This is a genomic window from uncultured Veillonella sp. (assembly GCF_963543145.1).
GTDB lineage: Bacteria > Bacillota > Negativicutes > Veillonellales > Veillonellaceae > Veillonella.
The window spans coordinates 37,037-55,825 of record NZ_CAUTZP010000002.1 but is presented as its reverse complement, the minus strand read 5'-3'; the positions used below and the strand labels follow the sequence as shown (position 1 = coordinate 55,825).

13 protein-coding genes are annotated in these 18,789 nt (G+C 39.8%); 11 read left to right on the top strand and 2 right to left on the bottom strand.

Going from position 1 to position 18,789, the window contains the following annotated elements; translation table 11 throughout:
• Positions 1-64: 64 nt before the first annotated feature.
• Together RWZ05_RS01900 and RWZ05_RS01895 are read left to right on the top strand one after the other, a co-directional pair.
• Positions 65-2,488, top strand: a complete 2,424-nt coding sequence (locus tag RWZ05_RS01900) for a DUF3656 domain-containing protein (protein ID WP_314641559.1) — start codon at positions 65-67, stop codon at positions 2,486-2,488.
• A gap of 13 nt (positions 2,489-2,501) precedes the next feature.
• Positions 2,502-4,880 (top strand): endonuclease MutS2, encoded by a 2,379-nt coding sequence (locus tag RWZ05_RS01895; protein WP_314641556.1) that lies wholly within the window; start codon positions 2,502-2,504, stop codon positions 4,878-4,880.
• Between the two features lie 177 nt (positions 4,881-5,057).
• Here RWZ05_RS01895 and RWZ05_RS01890 read toward each other — a convergent pair whose 3' ends face one another.
• Complete coding sequence (locus RWZ05_RS01890; protein ID WP_314641553.1) at positions 5,058-7,148, bottom strand: penicillin-binding protein 1A; 2,091 nt, start codon at positions 7,146-7,148, stop codon at positions 5,058-5,060.
• 162 nt (positions 7,149-7,310) lie between these two features.
• Here RWZ05_RS01890 and tyrS point away from each other — a divergent pair, with 162 nt between their 5' ends.
• The 6 genes from tyrS to RWZ05_RS01860 all read left to right on the top strand — a co-directional run bounded on the left by tyrS (position 7,311) and on the right by RWZ05_RS01860 (position 14,380).
• Complete coding sequence (gene tyrS, locus RWZ05_RS01885; RefSeq protein ID WP_314641551.1) at positions 7,311-8,519, top strand: tyrosine--tRNA ligase; 1,209 nt, start codon at positions 7,311-7,313, stop codon at positions 8,517-8,519.
• A gap of 216 nt (positions 8,520-8,735) precedes the next feature.
• Positions 8,736-9,377 (top strand): CoA pyrophosphatase, encoded by a 642-nt coding sequence (locus RWZ05_RS01880; protein WP_314641548.1) that lies wholly within the window; start codon positions 8,736-8,738, stop codon positions 9,375-9,377.
• Positions 9,378-9,453: 76 nt separating this feature from the next.
• Positions 9,454-11,835, top strand: a complete 2,382-nt coding sequence (gene ppsA, locus RWZ05_RS01875; protein WP_314641545.1) for a phosphoenolpyruvate synthase — start codon at positions 9,454-9,456, stop codon at positions 11,833-11,835.
• A gap of 97 nt (positions 11,836-11,932) precedes the next feature.
• Positions 11,933-12,562: a helix-turn-helix transcriptional regulator gene (locus RWZ05_RS01870; RefSeq protein WP_314641543.1), complete on the top strand. Its 630-nt coding sequence runs from the start codon at positions 11,933-11,935 to the stop codon at positions 12,560-12,562.
• A 10-nt stretch (positions 12,563-12,572) separates the two neighbouring features.
• On the top strand, positions 12,573-13,394 hold the full coding sequence (locus RWZ05_RS01865) for a pyruvate, water dikinase regulatory protein (RefSeq protein WP_314641541.1): 822 nt from the start codon (positions 12,573-12,575) through the stop codon (positions 13,392-13,394).
• The gene (locus RWZ05_RS01860; protein ID WP_314641539.1) at positions 13,391-14,380 is read left to right on the top strand and encodes a deoxyguanosinetriphosphate triphosphohydrolase; all 990 of its coding nucleotides are present in this window, start codon (positions 13,391-13,393) and stop codon (positions 14,378-14,380) included. Before RWZ05_RS01865 ends, RWZ05_RS01860 begins: the two co-directional genes overlap by 4 nt.
• A 95-nt stretch (positions 14,381-14,475) precedes the next feature.
• On the opposite strand, the gene rpmB is transcribed toward RWZ05_RS01860, so the two are convergent.
• Positions 14,476-14,664 carry a 50S ribosomal protein L28 gene (gene rpmB, locus RWZ05_RS01855; protein WP_008601135.1) on the bottom strand — a complete coding sequence of 63 codons (189 nt, stop codon included), beginning with the start codon at positions 14,662-14,664 and terminating at the stop codon, positions 14,476-14,478.
• A 222-nt stretch (positions 14,665-14,886) separates the two neighbouring features.
• Here rpmB and recG point away from each other — a divergent pair, with 222 nt between their 5' ends.
• From recG to guaB, 3 genes are all read left to right on the top strand, one after another.
• Positions 14,887-16,929, top strand: a complete 2,043-nt coding sequence (gene recG / locus RWZ05_RS01850) for an ATP-dependent DNA helicase RecG (RefSeq protein ID WP_314641536.1) — start codon at positions 14,887-14,889, stop codon at positions 16,927-16,929.
• Between the two features lie 132 nt (positions 16,930-17,061).
• Positions 17,062-17,247 (top strand): 4-oxalocrotonate tautomerase, encoded by a 186-nt coding sequence (locus RWZ05_RS01845; protein ID WP_004696087.1) that lies wholly within the window; start codon positions 17,062-17,064, stop codon positions 17,245-17,247.
• A gap of 76 nt (positions 17,248-17,323) precedes the next feature.
• The gene (guaB, locus tag RWZ05_RS01840; RefSeq protein WP_314641533.1) at positions 17,324-18,778 is read left to right on the top strand and encodes an IMP dehydrogenase; all 1,455 of its coding nucleotides are present in this window, start codon (positions 17,324-17,326) and stop codon (positions 18,776-18,778) included.
• Positions 18,779-18,789: the final 11 nt, after the last annotated feature.

The window sequence follows — 18,789 nt, the reverse complement described above, 5'->3', positions numbered from 1 at the left end:
TTACCGCATGGTAAACCCTTTTAGTACTATAGTTATACCTTTAGTTAGGTAGAAAGGATTGTCCATGGAATTATTGGCTCCTGCCGGTACGATGGAAAACTTTATGGCCGCCTTAGAATCTGGAGCGGATGCGATTTACCTTGGTGGTAAAGGCTTTAATGCCCGTGCTCATGCAGCTAATTTTGGAATTGAAGAATTGGCTGAGGCTATTCGCTTGGCTCACATTCTAGATGTGTCTGTATATGTAACAGTAAACATCCTCATAGGTGACTCTGAACTTACGGCTCTCGAGGCGTATTTAAAAGATTTAGAACGCATTGGTGTGGATGCAATTATCGTTCAAGATTTAGCTGTTGCTAAATTGGCACAACGAGTGGCTCCCAAATTGCATTTACATGGTAGTACGCAAATGACAGCAGCTACACTTGATGCAGTTCGTTTTTATGAAAGCCTCGGTTTTACCCGTGTTGTATTGGCCCGTGAATTGAGCCTCTCTGAAATTGAACATATTTGTAAGAACTGTATAGCTGAAATTGAAGTCTTTGTACATGGTGCCTTATGCGTATGTTATTCTGGCCAATGCTTGATGAGTTCCTTTATAGGTGGTCGTAGTGGTAACCGTGGTGCTTGCGCACAACCTTGCCGTTTACCTTATGAATTACTAGACTCGTCGGGTACTAGTTTATTACCTAAACACGAAGCTTATGTATTGAGCCCTAAAGATCTTAACTATAGTGAGTATATGAATGAGCTTGTAGCAGCTGGTGTAACATCCTTCAAGGTAGAAGGGCGGATGAAGAAGGTTTCATATGTACGTCAAGTTATTGGTACTTATCGACATATTTTAGATACGGCTCATATGGATGCCTCTGATGCTAAGGCATTGGCCTCTGGCTTTAACCGTGGATTCTCGACAGATTATTTAACAGATCATGTAGGGAAATCCATGATGACCGTGGTGGCCCCAAATAATCAGGGGAAACCAATTGGCAAGGCAGAGGTAAAAAAAGGACAAGTTCATTTATACTTAACCGAACCTATTGAAAAAGGCTCACTCTTAAAGGTTATGCAAGCCTCTGGTAGTATTACTTACTATCAGATTGATCAAAACTGGTCTCTTCTAGATGAGAAACATTTTGTAGGGAAACCAGATGAAGGTTTTGCATCGGGACAAGTATTCCTTGCATCACCACCTAAAGCTCAAAAGCAGAGAGGTCTACAAGATTTCAGTGCTAAATTAGAGGTACATGGATATCTATCTATTAATGCAGACCGAGAAAAGCCTTGCACAGAACTTACCTTTGTATTAAATGATGGTCGTACTGTGACCGTATCTAATGAGTTTGAACCTGTTTATGCTAATAATAAACCGACTACATTAGAGAAGGTTACAGATCAAGTAGGTAGATTAGGGAATACATTGTTTACCTTAGGCTCTATGTCTATTCCTGACGGGCCTTATATGTGGCCAGCGAGTGTGTTAAATGCATTGCGCCGCGATGCTGTAGAGGCTCTAGAAAACTTGTTAATTACCGACCATGAAACGGCTTGGGCTGAACTGGCTGCAGAGCCTCAAGATATGTCATCTATGGTTGCAAAGTCAAAGATTCAATATTCTGAGCCTATAGTGAGTGCTCGCGTTGATGAGCTGGATGGTGTGAAAGCAGCAATTGAAGGGGGCGCTAAGAAGATTATCTTCGGTGGTGACCGTTTACAACGTAAGCCTTATGAACTTAGCATATACGAGCAGATAGCCAAGCTTTGCAAAAACCATCATGTGCTTTGTGTATTCGGTACGCCTCGTGTCGTAAAAGATGATGAAGTAGAGTCGTACATGAATACTTTTAAGGCCATGGTTCAGGCCAAACCAGATAGCATTTCTATTCACGTTCCACAAGCTTTATTGTGGCTTCGCGATTTAGGCTATACAGGTGCTATTGAAGCTGATACAGGTCTTAATATATTTAATAGATCTGCACTACAAGTATGGCAAGATTTTAATATGAGTAGTATAGCTCCATCCTTAGAGTTAACATTGACGCAACTAGTAAGCTTACAAAAATCTAGTAATCTCCCATTAGAGGTTATGGTTCATGGGTATACGGAAATGATGATTTCTGAATACTGTGCCATCGCTAGCTTTGTTGGCACTGGTAAAAAGGAAAATTGTCCTATGCCGTGCGTTACAGAAGATTACGCATTAAAGGATCGTAAAGGGGAAGTGTTCCCACTTCGTACTGATCCATATTGCCGCATGCATATTATGAACAGTCATGAAATGGACATGCGTGCCTATGTGCCAGAGTTACATCGAAAAGGGTTACATATTTTACGTATTGATGGACGTCATATGGATCCAAAGAGATTGCGTACTTTTGTAGCTGATTATGTATCCATTCAAAATGGAACTCAACAGGCTCCATCTAAGAGTGTAGGCAAAGATGATACGCCTATTACAAGGGGCCACTATTTTAGAGGTATTTTATAAAAGAGGTAGTACATTGTTTAACGAAGATGTATTAGACTTTCACCATATAAAAGAACAATTACAACAGCATTGTAGCTCTACTATAGCTAAAGAATTGGCTATGAACATTGAGCCAATGATTGACGGGAAACAAATTCAAGAGAATCTTGACGAAACGGCAGAGGCAATGCGGTCATTGCAAACCGAGGTAGAACAACCGCTAGGTGGAACACGAGATATTCGTGAGTCCTGTAAAAAGAGTCGCAAAGACTTTGTTCTTACTCGTGAAGCACTATGGGATATTTACTTGTCCATTGGTGCTTATAAGCGCATGACAAAGTTCTTTAGAACGAAATATATGGAATATCCGTTGCTATCCTTATGGGTGCAGGATATGCCAAATACAGATCGCATTGAGAACCGTTTTAAACGGGTCTTTGATGATAAAGGGGAATTGCTAGATACAGCATCTCCTAAATTGGCGAGCCTTAGAAATACGATTATTAAAACTCGTGAAAAGATTAAAAATGATATTCAAGCTATCTTACACGACAAGGATAATCAGAAGTATTTCCAAGAAACGATCATTACACAGCGTAACAATCGCTATGTAATCCCTGTAAAACAGGAATATCGCCAATATTTTGACGGTCTTATTCACGACCGTTCTGCAACGGGTCAAACACTCTATATTGAGCCGATGCGTTTGGTGAATCTAAATAATGAATTACAAGAGGCACTGATTGGTGAAGAGCAGGAGGTATTGCGCATTTACCGTGAATTATCTGCCCTTGTAAAACAGCATAGTAATGATTTGATGGATGCCTGTGAAAAGGTATCCCATATCGAATTTGTATATGGTAAGGCAAGCCTTGCTATTTCTTATAAGGGTGTACCAGCCATATTGAGTACTGATAGAACAGTTAATCTCATGAGAGCTCGTCATCCATTAATTCCACCGAATGTGGTAGTGCCTACGAATATTTTATTAGGCACATCATATCGTATTTTATTAATTACTGGTTCTAATACAGGAGGTAAAACAGTATCCCTTAAAACATTAGGCTTATTAAGTTTAATGAACCAATGTGGTTTATTTATCCCTGCAGATCACGGTTCTATGTTGCCTGTATTCCATAATATCTTTGCCGATATTGGGGATGAACAAAGTATTGAGGCTAGCCTTAGTACATTCTCCGCTCATATGACGCAAGTGATTTCCATCATTAAACATTGTGGTCCTAATGATTTGGTATTACTAGATGAGCTTGGTTCTGGTACTGATCCAGAGGAAGGTAGTGCTTTAGCGGTATCTATCCTTGAGTTCTTCCGTAAAAAAGGCGCTCTCATGATGGTGAGTACTCATTATAACGAGCTCAAGAATTATGCGTACCATACGGAAGGTATTGAAAATGGCCATGTTGAGTTTGATGAGCGCACCTTAAAACCAACATATCGATTACATATTGGTGTAGCGGGTAGTAGTCATGCATTAAGCATTGCTGCCCGTCTAGGATTGCCAAAAGATATCGTAACTCGTGCGGCAGAATATAAATCTCAATTTGGTAACCATGAGATGGAAGAGGTTCTTTCAGATTTAAATGAACAACTTCGTAAAGCGTCTGAACGTGAAAGAGCATTAAAGAAAGAGCTCGATGAAACACGTCGTATGCGTGGCCAATTAGAGAAAGAAAAGAAACAGTTTAACGAAAAACGTAAACAAATCTTAGCCAAAGCCCAAGCTGATGCTGAAGCTATGAAGCGCAGTTTACGTGTTGAAGGGGAAGCGATTATCAAGCAATTGAAGGCGCAATTCTCTGAAACGAATAAGGATAAACGACAATCTGCTATCAATGCAGCGCGTAAAGGTATCTCTAATGTTCATGTGCCAGATGCACCAGTAGATGACGATCGTAAGACCTTAACGGCGGATGAAGTCAAGGTAGGGCAAGTTGTATTCGTAACGACCTTACGTTCTTTAGGTACCGTATTATCTATGAAAGGCAATCGTGTAAATGTAGATATTAATGGACTAACAGCTACTGTTAAAGTTAGCGAATTACAATCTACTACACGTGAAGAAGGCAATAAACTAGAACGTGAACAAAAAGCAGCTATGCCTAAAACGAGAAAACGTATGGGCGGTTCTGCTGTACAACGTCAAAAAGAGGTGCGTACAGAAATTAATATTCTTGGTCAAACTGTAGATGAAGCGACAGTTTCTGTCGGTAGATTTATCGATCAAGCCTTGCTGGGTGGTGTTAATCAAGTGCGTATAATTCATGGTAAGGGAACTGGTGCATTGCGCGAAGGCGTTCACCAATATTTACGCACCTTACCTCATGTAGCCCACTTTGAAACCGCTGGTTATGATGAAGGTGGTGCAGGGGCTACTAATGTAGTGCTTAAATAACATATAAGGTACATACAATAGTAAGGCTATATGTGGCATATTGTATGGATAAAACAAAAAGGTAGTAAGTTCAAAAAAACTTACTACCTTTTTGTAATGTGTAAAAACTAGTTGGGAGATATAAAAAGAAGGGGCGGAAGAAATTGTTCCGCCCCTTCTGTAAGGACCCTATTAAAGTTAGTTTTCCTTTTTAGATTTTTTGTTTTTCGATGAATTAGATTTAGATTCCGTTACCTCTTCCTTTTGAGGCTGTTCTTCTTCTTTTACCTTTTCATCTTTTTTATCTGCTTTCTCGTCCTTTTTATCAGCCTTCTCATCTTTTTTATCATCCTTTTTAGGTTGTACTTTCGCAGGATTGTAATAACCTTCAGAAACAGCTGATTGAGCGCTAGCAGGAACGGAAAAGTCAGATGCAGGGGTGTTGGCAAGTGCATTAGCCATGAATTGACCCCACATAATAGCAGGTGTGTCACCACCTGTCATACCGTGTAATGTTTCAGAACCGTAGTCGTCACCAATCCAAACGGCAGCTACAAGATCAGGTGTATAACCAACAAACCAAGCATCCTTGGAATCATCTGTTGTACCTGTTTTACCAGCTGCAGGACGACCGATTGCTGCATTACCACCAGTACCACCATTAATAACAGATTCTAGCATACTTGTGATGATGGCTGCATCTTTTTCATCTACAACGCGTTTTTCTTGAATGGAGTTTTCTTCCACAACTTGACCATTGCGGTCTACAATTTTGAGGATTGCTGTAGGTTGAACCTTGATACCACCATTAGCGAGTACACCATAAGCTTGAACCATTTCAAGAGGTGTTACACCATGAGTTAAACCACCAAGTGCAGTAGACAAGTTATTATCTTGATCTGTAAGGGTAGTGATACCCATTTCTTTGGCAAGTTTAATAATCTTAGACATGCCTACTTCATCAGCAATTTTTACGGCAGCTACGTTACGAGAATGTTGTAATGCATAGCGATATGTAATATTACCTACGAAGTCATTTTCATAGTTTTTAGGGCTCCAGCTACCAAATGTAACAGGGCTGTCATCTACGATAGAACCAGGAGTTTTACCAGCCTGAATAGCTGCTAAATATACAAATGGTTTCATAGAGGAACCTGGTTGACGTTCTGCTTGTGTAGCACGGTTAAATGCATCATCGCCACGACCACCAACCATAGCCATAATATAACCATTATGAGGATTCATAGCTACGATAGCACCTTGTGGTTGATGTAAACCATTGCTATCTGTGTAGTAGTTAGGCAAGTTTTGCATTGCTGCTACAGCTGCATTTTGTGCATCCATATCGAGAGTAGTATAAATTTTTAAACCATCTTTATAGATTGCATCATCACCATATTTTTCAGAAACTTGTGCAATAACATAGTTAATGAAGTAAGACGCATTAGATTTTTCATGCGTTTGTTCTTGTTTTGCCACTAAGCCTAAATCTGCTTGACGCGCTTCATCGGCTTGCTCTTGTGTAATGTATCCGTATTTAACCATTTGGCCTAATACAACGGCTTGACGTTTTTTACTAGCTTCTAAATCATTGAATGGAGAGTAGTAGTTAGGACTTTGTGGTAAGCCCGCAATGAGCGCTGCTTGAGCAAGCGTTAATTGGCTAGCATCCTTGCCAAAGTACACATGAGCTGCAGATTGTACACCGTATGCACCTTGGCCAAAGTAAATTTGGTTCATGTACATTTCTAGGATTTCATCCTTCGTGTAGTGTTGTTCAATTTTTAGTGCTAGTAATGCTTCAGAAATTTTACGTTTAAATGTTCTGTCTTGAGACAAGAATGCATTACGCGCTAACTGTTGAGTGATAGTAGAACCACCTTCAGATACGCCACTATGAACAAGGTTAACCCATACAGCACGCAAGATACCAACTGGGTCGATACCGTGATGGGAGTAGAAGCGAGAGTCCTCAGTAGCAACAAAGGCGTTTTGTAAATCCTTTGGTACATCTTTTAAAGGCACTGGCAATCTGTTTTCTGTGGAATGAACCGTTGTGATGAGATTACCATGGACATCGTAAATTTGAGACGATGCGGAAGGACGTACATTGGATACATCTGGTAGGTTAGACAGTGTGGCACTGATAAAACCACAGCCACCTCCGGCTACGATGAGTATAAGGAGAAGGGCACAAATCCAAAATAGACGCTTCGGACTTGTTTTCTTCGGTGTAGAGCCGCTACCGTTAGTACGGCGGCTGCTTCTCGCATTTGAGTTATTACTCATAGAGTCACCTCTTTTTTCTTTTGTTAGTAAATATAACGTAAATTCTATTACCCAGTTATAAATATTATATCATAAATGGCTTAAAACCAATACTATATATATAATTGTGAAAGTTTTTAGATAATGGTATACTAAAACAATAGTATTTCGAGGAGGATTATCATGGTTAGTGCTCAAGAACAAGTGCGCCAAATTAAACACGGCGTAGCAGATTTAATTAACGAACAAGATCTTGTAAAGAAAATAGAGAAATCCATTAAGGAAAATAAACCGTTAGTTGTAAAATTAGGTTTGGACCCAACGGCTCCAGATATTCATTTGGGCCATACAGTACCACTTCGTAAACTACGTTTGTTCCAAGAATTTGGTCATCAAGTAGTGATCGTTATCGGTGGTTTCACTGCGCGTATTGGTGATCCTACTGGTAAAAGTGTAACTCGTCCACCACTTACAAAAGAAGAAGTATTGAAAAATGCTGAAACGTATAAAACACAAATCTTCAAAGTGTTAGATCCTGAAAAAACGATCGTCCGCGACAATAGTGAATGGCTAGAATCTATGAACTTTGCGGATGTTCTACGTTTGGCAAGCTCTTATACTGTAGCACGTATGATGGAACGCGATGATTTCAATAAACGCTTTAAAGAAGGTCGTGCTATTGGTGTTCATGAGTTTATGTATCCATTGATGCAAGGTCAAGATTCTGTAGCATTACATGCTGACGTTGAATTTGGTGGTACAGACCAAACTTTCAACTTGTTAATGGGCCGTCATTTACAAGAATTAGAAGGTCAAGAACCTCAAGTTGTTATCACAATGCCATTGCTTGAAGGCCTTGACGGTGTTCAAAAAATGAGTAAATCTTTAGGCAATTACATCGGTATCGACGAAGAACCTAAAGAAATGTACGGTAAAGCAATGTCTATTCCTGATGAATTGATGATGCGCTACTTCATGCTCGTTACAGATATGCCAATTGAAGAACAAGAGGACATGGAAAAACGTCTTGAAAGTGGTGAATTACATCCACGTGACGCTAAAATGCAATTAGCTCGTACCATCGTTCGTTTGTACCATGGTGAAGAGGCTGCTCTTGAGGCAGAAGAGGAATTCAAACGTGTATTCCAACAACGCGCATTGCCTACAGATATTCCTGAATGCGCTATGGATGCGCCAACAGAACCAATCTTTGTACCACAATTCTGTACAGATGCTGGTTTGACTGCTTCTAATGGTGAAGCACGTCGATCCATTAAAGCCGGTGCTTTCAAAGTAAACGGTGAAAAATATAGCGATGAAAACCTTACCCTTGAAGACGGCATGATCGTTCAAGTTGGTAAACGTAAATTTGTAAAAATTAAATTTAACTAATATAAAACTGTGATGAGATAGAAACCTCATCACAGTTTTTTCTGTCTATTTTCTTATAAGATTTTTTCTCTGTTATATCTACTAAGAGTAATTCCAAAATTGACGTACAAGTTAATGTATAATGAATATAAAAGATAAATATAAAATACAAATTTGATACATAATAGATTTATATGGATATCATATAAATTTTACTATAAAGTAAGAGGACTATATATGGACAAGAAACTATCTAATTTCCTAGAAAAACGAGAACATACTGTTCTCACCGATATTGATGTTATAACTGCGGCCGTAGCCGTACCATTACTAGAAATAGATGGGGAAGACCATGTAGTGTTTACTGTACGCAGTAATAAGCTACGCCGTCAGCCTGGTGAAATTAGCTTTCCTGGTGGCCACTGTGAGCCTAATGATAAAAGCAGTGCTCATGCTGCCATGCGTGAATGCTCTGAAGAACTGGGAATTAATCTAGATCAAATTGAACTTCTGGGCAATTTAGACTGCTTTGTATTTGCTATTGGGGTAAAACTATATGCAGTAGCCGTACGCCTACATACAAGTGATTTAAAACCAAATCCTGATGAAGTAGGAGAAGTGTTTACCGTACCTTTACAATATCTATTAGAGATGGAGCCAACTGTAGGTCATCTAGATATAGCTACAAGACCATTAAAGGACTTTCCATTCCATTTATTAGAAGGCTACAATATCGATTGGAAAATTAGACAGAACTACTCTGTCTATTTCTATCCCTATGAAAAATACACCATATGGGGATTAACAGGACGAGTGCTGAAAAACTTTTTAGATATATATAAGGAGATTTATTTGCATAATAACCCTCATATAAATTGACAGATTTTAAATTAAGGTATACTATTTATGTGTAAAAGGTTTAATGTGTTGCACTAATTGACTAGGAGGTTCTCACATGAATCGCGAAACAGCATACGTACTTTGGTTTGATGAATTACAACGTGAAGATGTTAATTTAGTTGGTGGTAAGTCTTCTTCCTTAGGGGAATTGACATCCTCCACTAATGTACCTGTACCTTACGGTTTTGCTACAACTGCTCATGGTTATCGTGAGTTTATGAAAGCAACAGGTTTGGAAGATAAAATCCGCGCTGAACTTGATGCGTTAGATGATGTAGAAAATTCTGCATTATTGCGTGAAGTATGTGCTAAAATTCGCCGCATGATTTGCGAAGAAGAAATGCCTAAAGAATTGGCAGATGCTATCCGTAATGCTTATGAAGAACTTGGTAAAAAAGTAAACGAAGAAAATCCGTTCGTAGCAGTTCGTTCTAGTGCAACAGCAGAAGACTTGCCAGATGCAAGCTTCGCAGGCCAACAAGATACGTATTTAAATGTACGTGGTGCTGATGTTATCATCGAGAAAGTAAAGGAATGCTACGCATCTACTTTCACAGACCGCGCAACATATTACCGTGTAAAACAAGGTTTCGATCATATGACAGTTGCTTTGAGTGCTGCTGTTCAAATGATGGTATTCTCTAAAGCGGCTGGTGTAATGTTCACTGTTGACCTTGTAACAGGCAATGATAACAACATCCTTATCGAAGGTTCTTGGGGCCTTGGTGAGTACGTTGTACAAGGTACAGTAACACCAGATAATTTCCATGTAGATAAAGCTAAAATGGAAATTACTGATCGCATGATTAATGACAAACATATCCGTTTAGTTCGTAAAGCTGATGGCGATTGCGTCGAAGAGGTCGTTCCAGCAGATGAAGCTAAAAAACAAGTAATTACAGATGCTCAAGTATTGGAACTTGCTGAATACGCTAAAGCAATCGAAAAACACTATGGTTGCTACATGGATATGGAATGGGGCGTAGACGAACGCAATGATAAGATTTGGATTTTACAAGCTCGTCCAGAAACAGTATGGTCCCGTAAAGAAAAACCTGAAACAACTGAAAAAGCTAGCACATTAGATGCAGGCAATCGTGATATTATCGTTAAAGGTTTGCCAGCTTCCCCTGGTAATGCAGCAGGTAAAGCCCATGTTATCATCAACCCTGAAGATATTGATGAGTTCAAAGAAGGAGAAATCCTTGTTACTGCTATGACTGCTCCTGACTGGGTTCCAGCTATGAAAAAGGCAAAAGCAATCGTTACTGATGCTGGTGGTATGACTTGTCATGCGTCCATCGTTAGCCGTGAGCTTGGTATTCCTTGTATCGTAGGTACTAAGAGCCGTAGCCATGAAGCAACAACATCCATTAAAGATGGTCAAATGATTACTGTTGATGCTACAAATGGTATTGTATACGATGGCGTCTTAGAAGATATCGTTAAAAAGCCAGAAGCACAAGCTACTGTAAGTGTTGCTACTGAATATGTTCCTGTAACAGGTACTAAAATTTACATGAACCTAGGCAATCCTGATTTGGCTGAAAAACATGGTGTGTTGCCATGTGATGGCATTGGTCTCATGCGTGAAGAGTTCATTTGGACTACGTTCATTCATGAACACCCATTACACCTTATCGAAACTGGTCGCAGTGATTTTGCTGTAAATACATTGGCAGAAGGTATGCGTAAAGTGTGTCAAGCATTAGCTCCTCGCCAAGTAGTAGTTCGTTTGAGCGACTTCAAATCTAGTGAATACCGCGATCTTAACGGTGGCGATAAATATGAACCACATGAATCCAGTGCATTACTTGGCTGGCGTGGTGCAGCCCGTTACTATGATCCAAAATACACACCTGCTTTTAAATTAGAATTAGAAGCAATCAAAAAAGTACGCAATGAATTTGGTTTCAAAAACTTGCAAGTTATGATTCCTTTCTGCCGTACTGTAGAAGAAGCTGAATTAGTAACTAATTTAATGGCTCAAGAAGGCCTTGTACGCGGTAAAGACTTCAAAGTATGGCTTATGGCTGAGATTCCATCCAATATTATCTTAGCTGATCAATTCAATAAATACGTAGATGGTTATTCCATCGGTTCTAACGATTTGACTATGCTCGTTCTCGGTTGTGACCGTGATAATGAAACTGTTCAACATATCTATGATGAACGCAATTTAGCAGTTCGTAGAGCAATTCGCCATCTCATCGAAGTGGCTCACAAAGATGGTAAAACCGTATCCATCTGTGGCCAAGCGCCAAGTGTATACCCTGAACTTTGCGAATTCCTCGTGAAGAGCGGTATCGATTCCATTTCTGTTAACCCAGATGCGGTTGTGAGCACTAAGAAAATGGTGGCTCAAATCGAACAACGAATTATGCTCGATGCTATGACTGGTCGTGGTCGTCAAGAAACTGATGACTTAACTTGGTAATCATATAGTGGTATTGAAAGAGGAGGCCCTAGGTCTCCTCTTTTTCTGAATGGAAACTTAGGATATAATACAAACAGAGATGAAAGGGGGTTACCGTGTGAAACTGTCGAAACGACAAGAACAAATTGCTCAAATCGTTCGTGAAGAAGGGCCTGTAACAGGTAGTGCCATTGCTGAGCATTTAGAGGTTACGCGATCTGCATTGCGTTCAGATTTATCTGTATTAACTATGCTAGGTGTTCTCGACGCGCGTCCAAACGTAGGGTATTACTATGTGGGACTTTCAAAGGAAACACAAACAGCAGAGCGATTAAAATCATTTCTGGTAAGTGATGTATTATCTCAAGCAGTCGTAGTTAATGGGGATACGAGTTTGTATGATACAATTGTCACTATCTTTACAGAGGACGTAGGGACAATTTTAGTGTGTGATGACTCGTATTTAGTAGGTGTTGTATCTCGAAAAGATTTATTACGAGCATCTATGGGGCAAACAGATTCGCACGCTATGCCTATATCTATGATTATGACCCCTGTTAGTAAGGTTATAACTGTGGAGCCTACCGATACCTTGGTAGAGGCAGCACAGAAGATGATAGATTATGAGGTAGATTGTTTACCTGTTATCGTTCGTGAGGACGTAGGTAACAAAAAGCGACTCAAGGTTGTGGGCCGCGTATCTAAAACGACGGTAGCAAAAGTATTTTTAGAATGTAGCATACATTGAGGTTGATAGAATGGCAGAAAAAATTATTTATGCAATATCGGATTCCTTGGGGGAAACCGCAGAGGCTGTAGCACGTGCTACGGCGAGTCAATATGATAAGGAACAAATTGAGATTGTGCGCATTCCTTATATCGATAGTGAAAGTCAAATCGATGAAATCATAGATGATGCAAAACGTGGCCATCACGTTATTTGTCATACTATCGTGTCCGAGTCTTTACGCAAATATCTTCATGAGAAGGTAGCAGAATATAAAATTCCAGCTGTAGATATCATGGGGCCTGTTCTCGATGCAGTAGGTACTGTAGCGACTACAAAACCACGTATGACAGCAGGCATGGTTCATAAACTTGACCAAGAGTATTTCAAAAAGGTAGAAGCTATTGAGTTTGCCGTAAAATATGACGATGGTAAAAATCCATCTGGCTTTGAAAAGGCAGATGTAGTTATTATTGGTGTATCTAGAACAAGTAAGACACCATTGTCTATGTTTTTGGCGTATAAAAAGATTAAAGCTGCCAACTTACCATTAGTTCCAGAGGTACCATTGCCAGAGGAGCTATTTAAGATTCCAGCAAAGAAAATTGTGGGCCTTATTATTGACCCATTCAAATTAAACAATATTCGTAGTGAACGTTTGCGTGCTATCGGTCTTGAAGATGAAGCAAACTATGCATCTATTGAGCGTATTCAATCTGAATTGGAATATGCAAAAGCTATTATGCGTCGTTTGCATTGCCAAGTGCTAGATGTTTCTAATAAATCTATCGAAGAAACAGCATCTTTAGTTATGCAATTGATCGATAAAAACCGCGCTTCGGAGGGTAAATGAATATACGGGAACAAATAGAGGAACGGGAGTTTTTACTCCTGTCCCCCTATGCAGCTAAAAGCCGCGATGCCATCCGTGATACAGCAGAAGCTCCTGATCCTCTTAGAACTGCATTCCAACGAGATCGGGATCGCATTATCCACAGTAAATGTTTTAGACGGTTAAAGCATAAAACACAGGTGTATATTGCACCAGGTGACCATTATCGGACGCGTATGACTCATACCCTTGAGGTAGGTCAAATTGGGCGTACTGTGGCTCGTGCGTTGCGTTTAAACGAAGATTTAGTAGAGGCTATTGCTATGGGTCACGATGTGGGCCATACGCCTTTTGGTCATGTTGGAGAATACGCTTTACGTGATATGGTGGGTCATTTTAACCATAATGAGCAAAGTTTGCGCATGGTTGAGGTCTTAGAAAAGCATGGTGACCAACAAGGTCTTAATTTAACCACTGCTGTACGTGATGGCATCTTAGGCCATACGGGCTCACATATTCCAGTTACTTTAGAAGGTCAAATCATTCGTATCGTAGACCGCATTGCTTATTTGTGTCACGATTTTGACGATGCACAACGGGCAGGGATGTTGACTGCTGAGGAACTACCTTTTGAAGTACGCGAACATTTTGGTATGACTCCATCTAGTATGATTACAGCCATGGTTGAAGATATGGTACGGGAGTCCTTAGATAAACCAGTAATTTCTATGTCCGGTGATGTGGAAATGACTATGAATCTATTCCGCCAATTTATGTTTAAAAACGTTTACTTGGCGCCAGCGTTAATTCCAGATCGGAACAAAGCATCTCACGTAGTAAAAAACTTATTTACTCATTTTATGGAGCACCCAGATGATATGGAAGGGTGTGAAAGTGGTAAGGAATTTTATTCTACACTCGATATAGTAGACTATGTGGCAGGCTTAACAGACCAATATGCAATTAAGCTATTTAAACAATACTATATTCCAAACATCACACTTTAATATAGTTAAAGATAACAAAAAAAGCAGTTAGTTCATTTGAACTAACTGCTTTTTTTGGGGCTCTAGAACCCCAAAGAGTACATGTACTTTTTATTTTACGCGCGTGTAACTTTATTAGAACGAAGGCAGCGAGTGCATACATTTACTTTTTTAGTAGCACCGTCTACAACCGCCCGTACTCTTTGAATGTTCGGTTTCCAAGTTTTTCTTGTGCGAATGTGAGAATGACTCACGTTCATACCGCTAGATGTGGATTTGCCACATACTTCGCAAAGGTTTGCCATAGTTTCCACCTCCAAGCTTAATCTATAACATAACAAAAGTATATTATCATAAAGAGTAGGTTAAAGCAAGTGTTTTATCGTACATATTGCTCTTTTTATGAAATATACTACAATATAAGGTATACTATATATCATATTCTATGATATGAGTGGGCTTTTACACAAGGATATACAGAAATTGGATATATCTCATGTGTTTATCGTATATTTAAAGGAGTTTCTATGGATGAACGGTTGACGACCATAAAGGGGATTGGTCCTGGTCGAGAGAAACAATTACATAAGTTGGGAATTACAAATATAACATCCTTGTTGACATATTTCCCGAGAACCTATGAAGACCGCCGTACGATTTATAGAATTGGTGATTTAAAATCAGGCATGACTGGTGGAGTGGTAGGTAATGTTATAGCCGTACAAGAGAAACGTCCTCGCCCTCGATTGTCTATCTTAGAGGTTGTTATTGCAGATGGTACAGGTCCTTTAAAAATTGTCCTATTTAACCAAGGCTATAAGAAGAACTTTTACAAAAAAGGGCAACGTCTATATGCGTACGGCAAAGCGGAATTTCAATATGGCTCAATGCAAATGAATACGCCACAAATAGAAAACTTGGGTGATGGTGGGCAGCCAGATCGAGGTATCGTTCCTATTTATGCTTTGGCTGATGGGGTATCTCAATTTGTTGTGCGTTCATCGGTGCGAAATTGGTTTGCCGCTAATCATGAGTTACCTGAGATTTTACCTAAAGAGGTTCGAGAGGCTCACCATTATATGAGTCGATATGATGCATTTAAGATGATGCATTTTCCCGATTCCTCTGAACGTTACGAAGAAGCTCGCCATCAATTAGCTTATGAAGAGCTATTTGTCATGCAGGCTGGCTTAGCCTTGTTGCGTAATAAAGAGCAGTGCCATAGAGGTCCGAAAATGGGGCCTAATGGAGAATTAATGGCTAAATGTATTGAAAATTTACCATTCTCTTTGACCGGTGATCAACAGCGTGCATTAGAGGATATTCGTATCGATATGGAAGATGAACGTCCTATGCAGCGGTTGTTACAAGGTGATGTAGGCTCCGGTAAAACTGTTGTAGCTACGTTGAGTTTGTTGAAAGCCATCGAAAATGGTTACCAAGGGGCATTAATGGCTCCAACGGAGATTTTGGCGGCTCAACATTACGAAGGAATAACAGAAGTATGTGGTAATTTGGGGATTACCATAGAGCTATTAACGGGCTCTACTACAAAAAAAGAAAAAGAACGTATCTATGAAGGGTTAGTTGATGGATCGATTCATATGGTTATTGGCACCCATGCTCTTATTCAAGAAAGTGTTAACTTCCAAAACTTAGGGCTTGTTATTATAGATGAACAACATCGCTTTGGTGTAGAACAACGGGCTCGGTTGCAACAGAAGGGGACATACCCTCACGTACTTATAATGACGGCTACACCGATTCCTCGAACTATGACCTTATCTGTATATGGTGATTTGGCAGTATCCTTGATTAAAGAGATGCCACCAGGTCGTAAGCCTGTAAAAACCTATGCTGTAGATAGTTCTTATAAAGATCGACTACGGGCGTTCTTTGGTAAGGAGATGGCGGAAGGACGGCAAGTCTACGTAGTGTGTCCACTCGTAGAAGAGTCTGAGAAATTAGATTTACAAGCTGCAGAAGAATTGTATTTAGAACTAAAAGAGTACTTTTACAAGACCTATGAAGTAGGACTCGTTCATGGTCGTATGAAACCTAGTGAAAAGGATGAAGTAATGAATGCGTTCCACAAGGGCGATATTTCATTATTAGTTTCCACCACGGTTATTGAGGTTGGGGTCAATGTACCTAATGCGACCATCATGTGCATTGAAGGGGCTGAGCGATTTGGCTTGTCTCAATTGCATCAGCTGCGTGGCCGTGTAGGTCGTGGTTCTGATCAGTCCTACTGTATTCTTGTAAGTGATTCAAAAAATGATGTAAGCCAAGAGCGTTTGAAGCTGATGGAACAAACGCAAGATGGTTTTGAATTGGCGGAGCAAGATTTATTATTGCGCGGATCCGGTCAATTATTTGGATTAGCTCAATCGGGTTTACCTGATTTACGAGTTGCTAACATCATCAAAGATATCGAAATTCTAGTAGAGGCTCGCAAGGATGTACTAGACTTTGCAAGTCAATTTGGGATGGAAACATTAGAATCTGTAATGAAAGAAGAATTAGAAAAAAGATTTGGTGAAAAATTCCTTAGAATATTGTATAATTAAGAGGCAGGAATAATAAGTACATAAGTATCGATAATATTAGATTTTATCTAGCTTTTTCCCTTGTGTATATGTTCCTCATACCGTATAATAGAACAAACAATTTATTTCATTTTTTCATCTATGGAGGTCAATATGCCAATTATCCATGTAGAGCTCGTTGAAGGGCGTACAAAAGAACAAAAGAAACAATTAGGTGAAGCTATCACTAAAGCTGCGGTTGATATCGTAAATGTTCCTGCTGATGCAGTAAAAGTTATCTTCGTAGATATGAAAAAAGATGATTATATGGAAGGCGGCATTTTGCGGTCTGAACGCTAAGCTACGACTGACCGCCTAGTCCCTATGGACTAGGCGGGTCGTAGTTTTGTTTTATTATACGGAAAGGAATTAAATAATGAGAGACGATAAATTCGGTATGCGTGGACTAACTTTTGATGATGTATTATTAGTACCAGCGGCTTCTGATGTGCTGCCAAATCAAGTGGAGTTAAAAACTCAACTGACTCGCGACATAACATTAAATATTCCTATGATTAGTTCTGGGATGGATACGGTTACTGAATCTCGTATGGCGATTGCTATGGCTCGTGAAGGGGGCCTTGGTGTCATCCATAAGAATATGTCTATTGAAGAACAAGCCCATGAAGTTGACAAGGTAAAGCGCTCTGAACATGGTGTTATCGTTGATCCTATTTTCTTAAGCCCTCAAAATTTACTATCTGATGTAGCAGAAATTATGGAAAAATATAAAATTTCTGGTGTACCTATCACAGAACATGGTAAACTAGTAGGGATCATAACAAATCGCGATATGCGTTTTGAAACTGATTTAACTCGCCAAATTGGAGACTGCATGACAAAGGATAGCCTTGTTACTGCGCCAGAAGGTACGTCTCTAGAAGCGGCGAAAGCTATTTTAAGTGAACATCGCATTGAAAAATTACCTCTCGTAGATAACGATGGTAACTTAAAAGGTTTAATTACTATAAAAGATATTGAAAAAGCGACAAAATATCCAAATGCAGCTAAGGATGTTAGCGGTCGATTATTAGTTGGTGCCGCAGTAGGTGTATCTCAAGATATGTATGATCGTCTGGATGCCCTTGTATCTGCTAAAGCTGACGTAATTATCGTCGATACTGCTCATGGTCATTCTGCAGGTGTACTACGTACATTGAAGGAAATCAAACAAGCCTATCCTCACATTCCAGTAATTGCTGGTAACGTGGCGACTGCAGCAGGCACAGAAGCCCTCATTGAAGCGGGTGCTGATGCTGTTAAGGTTGGTATTGGCCCTGGCTCTATTTGTACAACGCGCGTCATTGCTGGTATTGGGGTACCTCAAATTACAGCGGTCTATGAATCCGCTCAAGTAGGTCGTCGCTATGGCATTCCTATCATCGCTGATGGGGGCATTAAATACTCTGGCGATATTGCTAAAGCTATTGCAGCTGGTGCCAATGTAGTTATGATGGGCAATATTTTAGCTGGTACTGATGAAAGCCCAGGGGAACAAGTGATTTATCAAGGTCGTTCCTATAAAGTATACCGTGGCATGGGTAGCTTAGGGGCTATGAAGCTTGGTAGTAAAGATCGATATTTCCAAACAGAAGCTAAGAAATTAGTTCCTGAAGGTATAGAAGGTCGCGTACCATATAAAGGTATGTTGGCCGATACAATTTTCCAAATGGTTGGTGGTTTGCGTGCAAGTATGGGGTATTGCGGATGTCATAACATCCAAGAAATGATTGAAAATACTCAATTCATTCAAATTACAGCGGCTGGTTTGAGAGAAAGTCATCCGCATGATGTAAGCATTACCGTTGAGGCACCAAATTATAGTGGTTGATAATGGAGTAT

Bases quoted from the DNA above. Each gene is read 5' to 3' on its own strand.
- RWZ05_RS01900 (WP_314641559.1), top strand. From the start codon at position 65: ATGGAATTATTGGCTCCTGCCGGTACGATGGAAAACTTTATGGCCGCC.
- RWZ05_RS01890 (WP_314641553.1), bottom strand. From the start codon at position 7,148: ATGAGTAATAACTCAAATGCGAGAAGCAGCCGCCGTACTAACGGTAGC.
- tyrS (WP_314641551.1), top strand. From the start codon at position 7,311: ATGGTTAGTGCTCAAGAACAAGTGCGCCAAATTAAACACGGCGTAGCA.
- RWZ05_RS01880 (WP_314641548.1), top strand. From the start codon at position 8,736: ATGGACAAGAAACTATCTAATTTCCTAGAAAAACGAGAACATACTGTT.
- ppsA (WP_314641545.1), top strand. From the start codon at position 9,454: ATGAATCGCGAAACAGCATACGTACTTTGGTTTGATGAATTACAACGT.
- RWZ05_RS01865 (WP_314641541.1), top strand. From the start codon at position 12,573: ATGGCAGAAAAAATTATTTATGCAATATCGGATTCCTTGGGGGAAACC.
- RWZ05_RS01860 (WP_314641539.1), top strand. From the start codon at position 13,391: ATGAATATACGGGAACAAATAGAGGAACGGGAGTTTTTACTCCTGTCC.
- rpmB (WP_008601135.1), bottom strand. From the start codon at position 14,664: ATGGCAAACCTTTGCGAAGTATGTGGCAAATCCACATCTAGCGGTATG.
- recG (WP_314641536.1), top strand. From the start codon at position 14,887: ATGGATGAACGGTTGACGACCATAAAGGGGATTGGTCCTGGTCGAGAG.
- RWZ05_RS01845 (WP_004696087.1), top strand. From the start codon at position 17,062: ATGCCAATTATCCATGTAGAGCTCGTTGAAGGGCGTACAAAAGAACAA.
- guaB (WP_314641533.1), top strand. From the start codon at position 17,324: ATGAGAGACGATAAATTCGGTATGCGTGGACTAACTTTTGATGATGTA.